Source organism: Mesorhizobium sp. M0909, from assembly GCF_040319515.1.
In the GTDB taxonomy this organism is placed as follows: Bacteria; Pseudomonadota; Alphaproteobacteria; order Rhizobiales; family Rhizobiaceae; genus Mesorhizobium.
In genome coordinates, this window is the sequence record NZ_JAMYOA010000005.1 from 1 (window position 1) to 14,030 (window position 14,030).

The window sequence follows — 14,030 nt, forward strand, 5'->3', positions numbered from 1 at the left end:
GCCGAAGACGGAGCGCGCTCAGGCCAAGGCCAAGCGTATCGCCATCAACGGCGGCAACGGCAAGTCCTGATGGCTCGCAGCAGGACGATGCCCGCTTCTGCCCTGCCGGTTCCGGCGGGCAGAAGCGGGCAATGTCGATGACCCGTTCTCCTGACGCTCCGGTTCCGCCTGACCAGGCGCAGCAAGTCTTGCGGTGCCTGACGACCGAGCATGTCGTGCTGCAAAACGCTCGCGCCGCGACCATTCAGGAAGCGAACCAGCGAGCCAATCTGTTCCTGACCTCGGTCTCGAGCGCAACGATTGCCTTGTCCTTCGTCGCCCAGGTCACGGAGATGGGCAGGCCGTTCGTGTTGTTCAGCCTTATCTTGCTACCTTGCCTTTTCTTCATCGGCCTGGTCACCTTCGTGCGCGCTGTGCAGGTTGCCATCGAGGACATGGTGCATGCCCGCGGCATGGCCAGGATCCGCCACTATTTCGTCGAGCTGGCGCCGGTCCTGCAAAGATACCTTGTCAACTCCACGCATGACGACCTCTCGGCGGTGCTGGTCGACAAGGGCCTCCGCCCCTCGCCGCTGCAATATTTCATGACCACCGCTGGGATGGTGGGCACGATCAACGGCGCCATCGCCGGCGCCTTCACCGGCATCGTTGTTAAGTCCGCTTTCGGCGGAGGCATGTCGCCCGGCGTGATTTGCGGGCTGGCGGTCTTCGCGACATGCATTCTCGTCCTGCGGCGTTATCATAGTCGCGCCTGGGCCACGGCCGAAGAAAGCTTGCCAGCACGGTTCCCGGTCGACAATGACAGGAAAAGCTAGCGCCGACATATCCGGATGTCGAAAAGTGGCAGGGCGCCGCCCTTGCGTCTTGCGCGCCAATTGACCATCCTCGCCAACATCATTTGCACCGCGGCCGGGGGGTTCGCACATGCCGACGCTTTATGCGCTGAAACCGGCCTTCCAGGCCAGGCTGCGGCCGCTTGCCGACGGCCTGGCCAAGGCCGGCGTCACCGCCAACCAGATCACACTGCTGGCCGCTGCCCTCTCGCTCGCCGCCGGCCTTGCGGTGGCAGCCCTTGCAGGCCGCCGCGCGGTCTTTCTGCTGATGCCGCTCGTGCTGTTTACGCGAATGGCGCTAAACGCCATTGACGGCATGCTCGCAAGGGAACATGGCCAGGCCTCGACGCTCGGCATGTATCTCAACGAGCTTTGTGATGTCGTCTCCGATCTCGCTTTGATCCTGGCCTTTACCGTCATTTTTCCTGCCTGGGGCGTCGTTGCATTCGCTATCGCGGCTATGATCGCGGAATTCGCCGGCGTGCTCGGCATCGCGGCCGGAGCTGGGCGCAACTATGCCGGCCCGTTCGGCAAAAGCGACCGGGCGCTGGCGCTTGGCATCCTCGCCGTGCTTATCGCGTCCGGCCTGTGGGTCCCGGCGCTCACGCCGCTCGTGTTTCCGGCCATGGCTACACTCTCGCTGGCGACCGCCATCAACCGGATACGCAGCGGCCTTAACGGGAGCGGTAGCTGAATTCCGGTCTCGCCAGGGAGAACAATATGCTTCACCAACAGACGGTTGCCGCCGTGGCTTCAGTCAATATCGAGCGGGTGGCGCAGGAGCGCAGCTTCAAGAGCCACGATGGCACAGAGATCTTCTATCGCTATTGGCCGGCGCTGTCGGAAAACCCCAAGGGCGCCATCCTGCTGTTCCACCGCGGCCACGAGCATGGCGGCCGTATGGCGCATCTGGTCGACGAGTTCCAGATGCCCGACCACGCCTTCTATGCGTGGGACGCGCGCGGCAATGGCCGCTCCGCCGGCGAACGCGGCTATGCGCCGTCGTTTGCCGCGCTGGTGCGCGACATCGATTGTTTTGTGCGCGAGATCGACAGCGACGGTTTTGCCCGGCGCGACATCGCGCTGATCGCGCAATCCTTCGGCGCCGTACTTGCCGCCGCCTGGGTGCACGATTACGCGCCCGACATTCGCGCCCTGGTGCTGGCCTCGCCAGCCTTCTCGGTCAAGCTCTACGTGCCCTTCGCCAAGCATGGCATTGCGTTGTGGCAGAAGCTGAAGGGCCGCTTCTTCGTGAATTCCTACGTCAAGGCGAAATTCCTGACGCATGACCCCGAGCGTATCGCCTCCTTCGACGCCGACCCGCTGATCACCCGGCCGATCGCCTCCAACATCCTGGTCGAGCTCTACGACCATGCCGCGCGCATCGTCGCCGACGCCCGCGCCATCACTGTGCCGACACAGCTTCTGATCTCCGGCAGTGACTGGGTGGTGCGGCATGAACCGCAGCACGAGTTTTTCGTCAATCTGGCGAGCCCGGCCAAGGAGCGGCATGTGCTGCCCGGCTTCTTCCACGACACGCTGGGCGAGCGCGACCGCCACAAGGCACTCGACCTGATCAGGCCTTTCCTTGAAAAGCAATTCGCGGCGTCGGAAAAGCCAATCGACCTGACCGAGGCCGACCGCGCCAGCTACACGCGCGACGAGGCCGACCGGCTGGCCTCGCCGCTGCCGCTGCTGTCGCTAAGGGGCCTCTACTGGGCAATGAGCCGCGCTTCGATCCGCATGGGCGCCTGGCTGTCGTCCGGTATGAAGACGGGGATTGCCACCGGCTTCGATTCGGGCTCGACGCTCGACTATGTCTACGAGAACGAGGCGCGGGGCATCAGCCCCATCGGCCGCATGATCGACCGCACCTTTCTCGATGCCATCGGCTGGCGCGGCATCCGCCAGCGCAAGCTGCATCTGGAAGAACTGATCGGCAGCGCCGCCGCCTCGTTCAAGGCCGCCGGCCGGCCGGTCCATATCGTCGATATCGCCGCCGGCCATGGCCGCTACGTGCTCGATGCCGTGCAGAAATGCGCCGAGCCGCCGGCAACCGTACGGCTGCAGGATTTCTCCGAGCTCAACGTCTCGCTCGGCCGCAAGCTGATCGCCGAGCGCCAGCTGCCGGCGAGCGTCACTTTCCATCAAGGTGACGCCTTCGACGCCACGATGCTGGCCGGGCTCGACCCGGCGCCGGATCTCGCCATCGTCTCGGGACTCTATGAGTTGTTTTCCGACAATACCGTGATCGCCCGCTCGCTCGGTGGACTGGCCACCGCCATGCAGCCGGGAAGCCTGCTCGTCTATACCAACCAGCCCTGGCATCCGCAGCTCGAGATGATCGCGCGCAGCCTGACCTCGCATCGCGGCGGCCAGGCCTGGGTGATGCGCCGCCGCACACAGGCCGAGATGGACCAGCTGGTGGCGGCCGCCGGGTTTGAGAAGCTCGACCAGCGCATCGACCAGTGGGGCATCTTCACCGTTTCGGTCGCGCGGCGCGTCTGAACATGGACTTGCCTGCCTCTGCCTTACCTCGCGATGCCCCTGCCCTTCCGGCCTTGCCGCGCGAGCCGTATCCCGGGATAGTCCTGCGCGCCGCATTGTGGCTGGCATTTCTGGCGCCGTTCTTCTACGCCACCTACGGCTTCGCCAATTGGCTGGCGTCGCGGCGCGACGATGTGGGCAGCATCGTCTTCGGCTGGGAGCATGGCATCCCGTTCCTTGCCTGGACGATCGCGCCCTACTGGTCGATCAACCTGTTCTATGGTTTGTCGTTGCTGTTGAACAATTCGAAGAGCGGCGTCGACCGCCTTGCCGGCCGCTATCTGACGGCGCAGCTCGTCGCCGTCGCCTGCTTCATCCTGTTCCCGCTGACGGCAACCTTCGTGCGCCCGCAGACGAGCGGCCTGCCCGGCTTCCTGTTCGCCGTGCTCGGCGGCTTCGACAAACCCTTCAACCAGGCGCCGTCGCTGCATATCGCGCTGCTGGTCATCATCTGGGACCATTGGCGTTACAGATTGACCGGCATCGCCGGCTTCGCCTGGCATGTCTGGTGTTTCCTGATCGGCGCCTCGGTGCTGACGACGTGGCAGCACCATTTCATCGACATTCCGACCGGCGCGCTGCTCGGCCTTTTCGCCCTGTGGCTGTTTCCGCGCAACAGCGAGCTGCCGTTCACCGGCTTCCGCCTGAGCGCTGACCCGAAGGCGCGGCGGTTGGCGCTGTTCTATGCGCTCGGCGCAAGCCTTGCTCTGACCGGCGCCGCTGCCGGCGCGTTGGTCTCGGCGCTGTGGCTCATCCTGTTGTGGCCGGCACTGGCGCTGGCCATAGTCGCTTTCGCCTATGCCGGCGCCGGCGCCAAAGTGTTCCAGAAAACAGCCGATGGCCGCGTGTCGCTGGCCAGCCGTCTACTGCTTTGGCCCTACCGCCTTGGCGCCAAGGCCAATGTGTGGGCATGGACGCGAAAGCTTCCGGCGCATATCGTCATTGCCGACGGTGTTTCCCTTGGCCGTTTTCCGACCACCGCCGAAGCCGACCCTTTCGGCACGGTGATCGACCTTGCCGGCGAACTGGAAAGGCCGCGTGGCGCCTCGATCCGCTGGGTGAGCCTGCCCATGGTCGACCTTTTGCCGCCGTCTCGCGAGGCGCGTGCGCAAGCGGTGGCGGCGATCGAGGCGGCGCAGAAGCAGGGCGCGGTGCTGGTCTGCTGTGCGCTCGGCTTCCAACGCAGCGCCGCCGTGGTCGCCGAATGGCTGGTCGCCAGCGGCCGGGCCGCCACGCCCGATCAGGCGCGAGGCAAGCTCGCCGCCGCGGGCCGGCCGGTGCATCTTTGCACGGACGCACCGGCATGACCCTCTATCGTGACAGGGCCGAAGCGTTCGCTGCCGGGCTGATGGTGCAGGTGGCATGGCCGCTGCTGCTGATTGCTGCTGCCTTCCTGGCGGCGCCGGTCATCGGCCTGGCGGCTGCGCCGCAAACATCGTCGCTGTCCGCGGTAGCCTGGCAGATCGCCGCCGCAAGTGCCATAGCCACAATCATTCTCTCGGCCCTGCTTTTGTTCGACGCGCTGCTGTTTCGGTTGATGGCCAGCCACGCCAGCGAGGCAGGCGGCGGCGCGGCGATCGACGACGTGCTGGCGCGCATGCGGCTGAAGTCCACGGCGGCCGGCGGCCGCTCGCTCGAGCAGCGGATGGCCGGCACGCGCCGCCTGCTCGCCAAGCAGCGCATCGCGTTCGGCCTGTTCGCGGCGGCCTCGCTCGTCGCGGCATTCTTTTGAGCCCGTCCATGACAAAGCTTCGCGTCAGCACCTATACCCTGCTGCAGACGGTGACCTCGGTCGGCCTGTCGGCGCTGGCCTGGGCGGTCACCGGCGTGCGGCCGATCTGGAACGGCAGCCAGCCATCGGACCGGCAGCGCATCTACTTCGCCAACCATGCCAGCCACGGCGATTTCATCCTGCTGTCGGCCTGCCTCAGCGAGAAGGAACGCGCCCGTACCCATGCGGTGGCGGCCGCCGATTATTGGGGCAAGACGCGGCTGCGCCGGTTCATTGCTGAGGACATGCTGTCTTCCGTGCTGATCCACCGGCAGTGGACGGATGAAACGCAGCACCCGATCTCGATCATGCTGTCGGTGCTCGACCAGGGCCATTCGCTGATCCTGTTTCCCGAAGGCACGCGCAACATGACCGACGAACCGCTCCTGCCGTTCCGCTCCGGCCTCTACAATCTGTCGATGGCGCGGCCCGATGTCGAGCTCATCCCCTGCTGGATCGAGAACATGTCGCGGGTGCTGCCCAAGGGGCAATTCGTGCCGGTGCCGCTGCTCTGCCGCGTCGTCTTCGGCGCGCCGATCGCCATTCAACCTGGTGAGGAACGCCGCGCCTTTCTCGACCGCGCCCGCGAAACGCTGCTGGCGCTGAACCCCCGGCCGGAGCGAGACGATTGAGGACCAAGGCAAAATGCTGCCGATGATGCACGAAACCCTCATTCTGATTGTCGGCCTGCTGGCGGTGCTGATCAGCGCCAGCGTCGTCGCCGGCGTCTTGTCATGGCGCGCGCCAAAGCCGTTGTCGCCGACGCTGGTCAACCTCACCCAGCGCATCAATGCCTGGTGGGTGATGGTGGTGGCGATCACCGTTGCCTTCTTCTTCGGCCGCCCCGGCATGACCATCCTGTTCGCGCTGATTTCCTTCGCCGCGTTGCGCGAATTCGTGACGCTGACGCACAGCCGCCGCAGCGACCACTGGGTGCTGCTCGGCATGTTCGGCATCGTCATCCCGTTCCAGTACTGGCTGGTGTGGACCGCCTGGTATGGCCTGTTCACCATCTTCATCCCGGTGTACTGCTTCCTGCTAATGCCGGCGATCACCGCGCTGCACGGCGACACCGAGCGCTTTCTCGAGCGCGTCTCGGCGCAGCAATGGGCGGTCATGATTTCGGTCTATTGCGTCAGCCACGTGCCGGCGCTGCTGACGCTCGAGGTGCCTGGCTTCGAAGGCCGCAACCTGTTGCTGATCGCTTTCCTGATCATCACCGTGCAAGGCAGCGACGTGCTGCAATATATCTTCGGCAAGCTGTTCGGCCGGCATCTCCTGGCGCCGACGGTCTCGCCGTCGAAGACCTGGGAGGGGCTGGTCGGCGGGCTAGCGGCATCGAGCCTGCTCGGCGCGCTGCTGTCGTTTCTGACGCCGTTTTCGCCGCTGCAGGCAGCCGGCGTCGCCTTCATCGCCTGCCTGATGGGCTTCCTCGGCGGGCTGGTCGCCTCCGCCATCAAACGCGATCAGGGCGTCAAGGACTGGGGCCATCTGATCGAAGGCCATGGCGGCATGATGGACCGTGCCGACAGCCTGGTCTTCGCCGCCCCGGTGTTTTTTCATACCGTGCGGTATTTCTGGACGTGAGGGGCGATTCAGCTGCAAGCGGGGTGCCCGACACGGCTGATCGCATTCGGCACTTAAAGGCCCCCCTCCGTCATTAAGAATCGAGCTAATGCAGCAATCTGGCTGGCCGTTTCGTTCTAAGGTCTGTTAAGCCTCCTCCAGCCAGAGAGTTCTGGCACGTTCTTTGGCGGTGGGATGATGACCTATAGGGCGCTCCAGATATGGTTATACGCGTCGCTGTCAGTGATGCTATTGAGCAGTCGAGCTTGGCCGACTGAAAAAGAAGTTGTTCGTGCGCAGGCCACTAAAGACGCAGCCGTTAACTATTTGCGATCGCTGCCGTATGATAGGAAAATCTATGTTTGGCCAATATGGCGTCGGCCCTACGAAGTTGTAGCCGATCGCCTGAACGTAAGCAGCTCGATCGAGCGATATAAAGTTCTCAGAGGCGATCTGAATGGTCTTTTCCCGGCCTTTGCCGCGTCGGCCTTAACCAGTTCCCGCCTGCTGCCATCATACAAAGATTTCGTTGCAAAGGCGGAGGTCAGTTTAAACGGATGTACGGCTTATAAGTTTATAAGCAGAGACACTTGGGCGTCCGTAGGTGTCGTTTTGGTAAACGAGCTCAACTTTCGCGACAAGGACACGGGAACGCTTGACGGATGCGTCCATGCCGCACTTGATTACTTGCAAGGATTTCCAACGAAGGATGGATACTTCGACTACTTGACGCTTCCCGACGCGACAATCCGGGGCTTGGTGATTCAAGCGACCTATGAATGTGCTGCTGAAGGGGACGGAAACGCCGAGCCAAGAGAAGGAACTAGGGACGGTTTGACGCCACTTCCTTCGCTGGATTGCATCGTGGCGAAGGTGGCTGAATAAGGTCAGGCCACCGAGGAGGGGCAACTCTCTGGGCGGGCTGGTCGCCTCCGCCATCAAGCGCGACCAGGGGTGAAGGAACTGGGCCCATCTGATCGAGGGCCATGGCGGCATGATGGATCGTGCCGACAGCCTGGTCTTCGCCGCCCCGGTGTTTTTTCATACCGTGCGGTATTTCTGGATTTGAGAGCGAGCTGCGGTCTCATTTTGCCGCGGCGAGCGGCTCTTTCTTGCGCGCCGGCGTCAGGCGGCGCATGCGGCGTTTGGCGGTGGCCTTCAGCGCCACCGGCGGAGCGCTGGACAACGCGCCGATCACCGCGCCGACCATGCCGTGTGAGACGAAATCGGCGTTGATCTCATTGGCCAATCTGGCGTCTGCCTCCTGGTTGTCGCTGTCGGGCTCCGACCACAATACGACGCCCACCCGCAACCTTGGTTTGGCGCGTTTCAGCCGACGGACCAGGAACCGGCCGTGCTTGACGGAATCGCGGTTCAAAAATCCGACGACGACGGTATCGACGGCGTCGAGTTCAAGGCGGCGAATGCTTCCCGGTTCCAGATCGGCGAAGCTCGCCCTCAACACCGTAGCGCCCTGGACTTCGAGCACCTGCGCCAGCATGGCGGCAGCGGCGTCGTCGAGTTCGCCGCGCCCTCCGGCGCACAGCACCGACATGCCCGTGCCATCCGGCAGTTCGGTGTCGTCCTCGTCCTCCCCCTGAATCTGCTTGTCCTCGCGTACGCCGTTGTCCTCGGCCGCGGCCGTATCGTCCGCTTCCGCCTCCTCCTGCGCGCTGTCGTCGAGGTTCGCCACCATCGTCAGCGCGCTGCCGGCGACCTGCTGTCTTTGCTCATCGCTCAACACACCACGCACACGGTCCTGCTCGCCGAGCAGAAGTGCGGGAATCGCGACCTTGTCGTAGAACTCGACCAGATAGTTTTCCTCCAGCATCTCCTCGGCATGGTCTGTCGCTTCCTCGGGATCGCCGGCCAGCAGCCGCTGGTAAAGCCGGGCGTGCGGTTCGAGCACGGGTTCGTTGCCGAACAGAACGTCGAGGAATTCGAACTGCGGCACATGGCGGCCGAGCACGACGAGGCAGACCGTGAGCGGCGTCGACAGAACCAGGCCCAATGGCCCCCAAAGCCAGGTCCAGAAGATCGCCGCCACGATGATGGCCAATGGCGACAGCCCGGTGCGCGAGCCGTAGAGCCAAGGTTCGATCACGTTGCCGGTGATCAGTTCCACCACGACGAAAAGCCCGGCGGTCCATAGCACGAGCGACCAGCCGGGCGCCACGGCCAGCGCCAGGAACAGAGGCAGCAGCGTCGCGATGACCGGGCCGATATAGGGAACGAAGCGCAGCGCCAGCGCCAGCAAGCCCCACAACAATGGATTGGGTATGCCCAGAACCCAAAGCCCGAACGTAATCGGTACGGCATAGACGATGTTCACGACCAATTGCATGAGCAGATATCGGCCGACCCGCTTGCCGGCATCCTGCAGCGCCTCGGTGGTTCGATGCAGATCGCCGTAGCCGACGAGACGTATGAAACGATCGCGCAGGTCTTCCCGCTCGAGCAGCATGAATATGACGACCACGACGATCAGCCCGGCCGATGCCAGCGGGCTCAGCAGCGGGCCGATCAGATTCTGGAGAACCTCGAGCGGTCGTTCGCGCGCGACGATTTCGACCGGGATCGGCTCCCGCGGAGGCTGATCGGCGGCGGGTTGCACAGGTCCGGGTCTGTCGAGTTCCTGGCCGACGCGTTCGATCACCCGGCTCAATCTGGAAACGATACCGCCGCCGACGCCGGTGTCCTTGAGGGACCGGACCTTGGTCAGGATATTAGCCTGGTAAAGCGGGATGTTCTGCGCCAGTTCACTAACCTGCGTGGCGACGATGAAGGAGAACAGCGCCAGCACCGTGAATGCGCCGAGCACGCTCGCGATCACGGCAGGAAGACGCGGAATGCCGGCGCGCTTGAGTGCCGACACCATCGGTACAAGCGCAAAGGTAAGCAGCAGGGCGATTGCGATCGGCAGAAAGACCTCGCGCCCGAAATAGAGCGCCGCGACGGCCGTCACGACCGACGCTACGCTGGGCAACGATGTGTGCGGAAGCGCCCTGGCAGCGGCAACAATACCCGCCCGCCGGGGCTCCGCCAGGTGCGCGCCGTTTCGACGATTTGCCGCCACTTTATACCTCCGCCCCGCCGTCGTCATGATCGGGCATATTGAGCCGGCGTGCAACGTCGCAGCGCCTCCCCCAACTGGACACCGATTGCCTGGACCTTCGTTGGCTTTGTCGGGCTTCAGATCGGCAGCGCGGCTATTCAGTCACGGTAGAATTTTTTGCATAAATGGCGTCACGGGCAATCCTGTTCCATGTCTGCGCCAGAACGCGGAACTTTTGGGTCAAAACACCGTTCCTTCGTAGATCGCTGATGGACAACCTCAAAGCAGCAGCTCAGGAGGAATGATCATGAACATCAAGATGCTTTGCATGGGCGCGATGGCGCTTTCGATGATGACCGGCGCAGCGCTCGCCGCCGGTGCCACTGGCACTTCGGCGCTCGACGATCCGCAGAAAATGTCACCCTTCTTCACCGACGCCGGCATGAAGAGCATGAAGTCGGAAGCCGAATTCAAGACCGCATGGATGGCCATGTCCACGAGCGACCGGGCCATGGTGTTGAAGGAATGCAGCGACGCCGGCATTGCCAAGACGCATGCCGACTTCTGCAAGATGGCCAACCAGCTCGGTAACAAGTGACCGCCGGCTTCTTGCCGATTGCAATAACGGACCAAGCGAAAGGCGGGCAGGTCCGCCATTGTGCGACCTTCCAGTCTGCACCGGCGGGCGTTCAGCCATTTGATGTCGCTACGCCGGAATGTCCGCGCAATGAAGGCCACGGCTTTTGTTCGATTGCCGTGGCGCCATCGGCATGGCCTGGTCGGAACGCATGTCGCGGAGTGGCAATGCCACCCCGAGCGGTCCCGTCTGCTCGCAGCCCGCCGGTTAGCCTCCGCATGGCATTGCCGGCACCGGCAATCCAGGCGAGATCGCATGCAGCACCAGGCAGGTGAAGGGCCTGGTGCTGAAGACCGAGTTTTTGAAAAAGGCCTGATCGCCTCGGCACCCTTCGCTTCCATATCAATCGCCTCATGACTGAACCGCCAATGTGAGCGAATCGCCCATGCGACGAGTGGGAGGAGCCTGTCCCCTCGCCCTATGTTGCACTGCGTTAGATTTGTTGCATTGCAATATCGGCGCATCGGGTCGAGCCTCTGCGAGGTGGGCATTCCTTGCACGAGGTGATTGTGTCGGCATCATTTCGGCCTGACATCGAAGGGCTGCGCGCACTGGCGGTGGCGGGTGTCATCGCCTTCCATTTTGGTCTCTCCGGCCTGCCCGGCGGCTTTGCTGGCGTCGACATCTTCTTCGTCATCTCCGGCTACCTGATTACAAAACACCTGGTTACGGAAATAACCGAAACCGGGCGGCTGAACCTCTGGCGCTTCTACGCCCGGCGCGCCCGGCGCCTGCTGCCGGCGGCACTGTTCGTCATTCTCGCCACGCTGTTTGCTGGTTACTTCATCCTGTCGCCGGAGGAACAGGCGCTCTATTCGAAAGGCGCTATGTTCGCCTCCGCCTACATGATCAACCTCTGGCTGATCCGCTGGTCGTTCGACTATTTCGCCGCCGACGCCACCAACAACCCCTTCATCCACTTCTGGTCGCTGTCGGTCGAAGAACAATTCTATTTGGCATGGCCGGCGCTGCTTTTGATGGCCGCATGGCTGCGCCCGGGCAAGCGCACCGCTATAATCGTCATTGGCCTCGCCGGCCTAGCCTCCTTCGCCGCCTGCGCCTGGCTGACGGAAGTGTCGCAGCCCTGGGCCTTCTACTTCTCGCCGCTCAGGGCCTGGGAATTCGCCGCCGGCGGGCTCGCGACCATGGCGCCGGCAAAGATCTGGCGCGACCGGCCGCTGCTCGCCACGCTCCAGGCATGCCTCGGTCTGGTGCTGATTGCCTGGGCCTATCTGATGCTGGACGAAGACTCACCGTTTCCCGGGGTGAATGCGCTGGCGCCTGTCGCCGGCACCGTGCTGCTGCTGCTCAGCGGCAGCGGCGGCCGCAATCTGCCGAGCGCAGTGCTGGCGCTGCCGCCCATGCAATGGCTGGGCCGGCTGTCGTATTCGCTCTATCTCTGGCACTGGCCAGTCATCGTCTACGCGGCAATGGTGGTTCCCAACCTGTCCATCCTGGACCGCTTTGCCTGCGCGGCGCTGACGCTGCTTCTGTCGATGTTCACCTATCATTTCGTCGAGAACCCGATCCGCCGCAATGGCTGGCTGATGGCCGGAGCAGCGCGGGCGCTGGTGCCCGCCGTCGCGCTGACCGGCGCCGGCGTGGTGGCGGCCTATGGCAATGCGCGCTTTGCCGAGCACAATCTCAGCCCCGAACAGCACGTCATCGCCGACAGCGCCGCCCAACTCTCCACCGTGCGCGCGACCAATGGCGGCTGCGTGCTCGATTTCGAGACCGTCAAGCCGAAGCCCTGCATGTTCGGCCGCAAGGATGCCCAACGCTCGGTCGTGCTGTTCGGCGACTCGCATGCCGACCATTGGTCGACGCCGCTGATCAAGGCGGCCGAGAAGAACAATTTTCGCGTCGTCACCTTTCTCAAATCCTCCTGCCGAGCTTCGCGGGTGACGACCTGGAACTGGCGGCTGAAGCGCGACTACACCGAATGCGACCAGTGGCGCGAGCAGTCGGTCAAGGACATCATCGCGCTGCACCCGCAAGTGGTGGTGATTTCGGAATTCTCGATCGGCAATGTGATGAAGGAATCGCCCGAGGAGTTGAAGCACGCCGATTGGCAAGCGCAGTGGCGGACGGGCCTCACCTGGACGCTTCAGGCCTTCAGCCAGGCCGGCATCAAGGTCGCGGTCATCAGGGACGTTCCCTACAATGCAAGCTACGCCGACAAATGCGTGGCGCGCGCGCTGTGGCGGGGCCAGACGCCCGCGACATGCGACACGCCGAGGATCATGGCGGCAAACGACGACATCGCCACAGTCGAGCGCGACATCGTGCGCTCGACGCCGAACGCCACTTACATCGACATGACCGACCGGTTTTGCGACCAGACCACCTGCCACGTCTTCATCGACGGCAAACTAGCCTTCCGCGACCGCCACCACCTGGCAACGCCCTTCGCCGAAACGCTGGAGCCGGCGGTGGAACGGGCGCTGTTTTCGAATGTGATGGCGGCGGCTGTGAAGTAACAGTGCGGGATCTTGTCGGATCACGACCGACCAGCCCTTGGCGAGCAACCCACGCCAGGTCAGCTAAGGATGAGACCAGCCAGTAAAACGGTAAGGATAAGCGACAGCGGAACTGCAAGAAGGCAGCACAGCTCGAAAGTATTGGCTCGCCAAGAAGTCATTGGTCGCTTTTCCATGTTGGCCTCCTCCCTCAACGGCCAGACCGGGACGGCGGTTCCTAGATGGTGCTCATCCCCACCACTCATCATGCAATTGGCGCAGTTCGTTCCGCTTCCTGGTCATCCATCGTGCACGCGCCAAATGTGTCGCCCACGCCCGGAAAGCCCTCTCCGGCTCCCGCTCCGGATCAATATGCAGAACGATGCGGGCGACCTCACGCCAATCGGTCCCTTCCGCCGAAGCGTCGAGCAGCCGGATATAAGTAAGCATGCGATCTTCGTCATAACCGGTCAGAACCGAAGACGTCGGCGCTGCGTTCGCGATATGAAGGTTTGGCGGCTTTAGCATTGCGACCTACCAGCACTGGCGCATCGTAGCAGCCTATGAAGAAGCCCGCGCCCTTTGATCGGAGGATGCGGATAGAGATTTCGCCTCGACGGTCGACAAATGCGGACCCCGGGCGGGGGTTCCCCGCCCAGTTGGGCTCACGCCTCACCCATCGCGATCGGGTGGACGCAATCTATGTATTTTACTATGTATTTCAGTGGAACCTAATTTAGTCGGCACAATTATGCGTGCGTGAGAAAGCGTGAAATCCAGACCGTCACTGAAAGCCGGCTATCGCGGGATCAGTTGGCCGATGACCCAGTGATTGCAGTCGATTTGACCGAACGGATATTGCAGGCGGCCGACAACGACAGGATAGTCTGCCTCGTCGTGGCAACGGAGCAGCTGGAAGCCGACCGCATCGAGAAAGCGGAGCCTCAGGAGACCAGGATTGCCGCTAGTTTCGTCCGGGACTTTGAGGTGATGCTGCTTGTTCTTTATGCGGCCTACGCCCTTGCTGTGCTGGGTGCGACCGCTTTCGTTTTGCTGGAACTGGGGCATGTCCTATAGATCGGCAAGGTGACGGGACTGGCACCGCCTGATTGTCGCTGTTTGACGGGACACCGGGATACATACGGCGCGGACCACAACAGCT

Annotated in this window: 13 protein-coding genes and 2 pseudogenes; 13 read left to right on the forward strand and 2 right to left on the reverse strand. The window is 63.2% G+C overall.

What is annotated here, in order from left to right:
- The 9 genes and pseudogenes from NKH83_RS08735 to NKH83_RS08775 form a co-directional block, all read left to right on the forward strand.
- Window positions 1-815, forward strand: an 815-nt coding sequence (locus tag NKH83_RS08735; protein ID WP_352803365.1) for a hypothetical protein, incomplete at its 5' end; no start/stop codon positions are given.
- Between the two features lie 109 nt (window positions 816-924).
- Complete coding sequence (locus tag NKH83_RS08740; protein ID WP_254819663.1) at window positions 925-1,527, forward strand: CDP-alcohol phosphatidyltransferase family protein; 603 nt, start codon at window positions 925-927, stop codon at window positions 1,525-1,527.
- Window positions 1,528-1,553: 26 nt separating this feature from the next.
- On the forward strand, window positions 1,554-3,341 hold the full coding sequence (locus tag NKH83_RS08745) for a bifunctional alpha/beta hydrolase/class I SAM-dependent methyltransferase (RefSeq protein ID WP_352475554.1): 1,788 nt from the start codon (window positions 1,554-1,556) through the stop codon (window positions 3,339-3,341).
- 2 nt (window positions 3,342-3,343) lie between these two features.
- A complete protein-coding gene (locus tag NKH83_RS08750; protein ID WP_352803369.1) occupies window positions 3,344-4,687 on the forward strand; it encodes a phosphatase PAP2/dual specificity phosphatase family protein in 1,344 nt (447 codons plus the stop codon).
- On the forward strand, window positions 4,684-5,112 hold the full coding sequence (locus NKH83_RS08755; protein WP_352803372.1) for a hypothetical protein: 429 nt from the start codon (window positions 4,684-4,686) through the stop codon (window positions 5,110-5,112). The genes NKH83_RS08750 and NKH83_RS08755 overlap by 4 nt, the downstream gene beginning before the upstream one ends.
- An 8-nt stretch (window positions 5,113-5,120) precedes the next feature.
- On the forward strand, window positions 5,121-5,783 hold the full coding sequence (locus NKH83_RS08760) for a lysophospholipid acyltransferase family protein (RefSeq protein ID WP_254819667.1): 663 nt from the start codon (window positions 5,121-5,123) through the stop codon (window positions 5,781-5,783).
- A gap of 22 nt (window positions 5,784-5,805) precedes the next feature.
- Entirely contained in the window at window positions 5,806-6,738 is a 933-nt protein-coding gene (locus NKH83_RS08765) for a phosphatidate cytidylyltransferase (RefSeq protein ID WP_352475733.1), read from the forward strand.
- A 177-nt stretch (window positions 6,739-6,915) separates the two neighbouring features.
- Window positions 6,916-7,602: a hypothetical protein gene (locus NKH83_RS08770; protein WP_352803375.1), complete on the forward strand. Its 687-nt coding sequence runs from the start codon at window positions 6,916-6,918 to the stop codon at window positions 7,600-7,602.
- Window positions 7,603-7,630: 28 nt separating this feature from the next.
- A pseudogene (locus tag NKH83_RS08775) lies at window positions 7,631-7,786 on the forward strand (phosphatidate cytidylyltransferase); the annotation flags it as partial.
- A gap of 15 nt (window positions 7,787-7,801) precedes the next feature.
- Here NKH83_RS08775 and NKH83_RS08780 read toward each other — a convergent pair.
- Entirely contained in the window at window positions 7,802-9,793 is a 1,992-nt protein-coding gene (locus NKH83_RS08780; protein ID WP_502895556.1) for an AI-2E family transporter, read from the reverse strand.
- Window positions 9,794-10,079: 286 nt separating this feature from the next.
- On the opposite strand from NKH83_RS08780, the gene NKH83_RS08785 reads away from it, so the two are divergent.
- The 3 genes and pseudogenes from NKH83_RS08785 to NKH83_RS08795 all read left to right on the forward strand — a co-directional run bounded on the left by NKH83_RS08785 (window position 10,080) and on the right by NKH83_RS08795 (window position 12,889).
- The gene (locus NKH83_RS08785; RefSeq protein WP_254819668.1) at window positions 10,080-10,370 is read left to right on the forward strand and encodes a hypothetical protein; all 291 of its coding nucleotides are present in this window, start codon (window positions 10,080-10,082) and stop codon (window positions 10,368-10,370) included.
- A gap of 259 nt (window positions 10,371-10,629) precedes the next feature.
- A pseudogene (locus NKH83_RS08790) lies at window positions 10,630-10,725 on the forward strand (alkylphosphonate utilization protein); the annotation flags it as partial.
- A 193-nt stretch (window positions 10,726-10,918) separates the two neighbouring features.
- Window positions 10,919-12,889, forward strand: coding sequence for an acyltransferase family protein (locus NKH83_RS08795; protein ID WP_352803378.1), 1,971 nt, complete (start codon window positions 10,919-10,921; stop codon window positions 12,887-12,889).
- Between the two features lie 228 nt (window positions 12,890-13,117).
- Here NKH83_RS08795 and NKH83_RS08800 read toward each other — a convergent pair whose 3' ends face one another.
- Window positions 13,118-13,396 (reverse strand): DUF2285 domain-containing protein, encoded by a 279-nt coding sequence (locus NKH83_RS08800; protein WP_352803380.1) that lies wholly within the window; start codon window positions 13,394-13,396, stop codon window positions 13,118-13,120.
- A 231-nt stretch (window positions 13,397-13,627) separates the two neighbouring features.
- Between NKH83_RS08800 and NKH83_RS08805 the strand changes: the two genes are divergently transcribed.
- Window positions 13,628-13,945, forward strand: a complete 318-nt coding sequence (locus NKH83_RS08805; protein WP_352803383.1) for a hypothetical protein — start codon at window positions 13,628-13,630, stop codon at window positions 13,943-13,945.
- The last annotated feature ends 85 nt before the right edge of the window (window positions 13,946-14,030 follow it).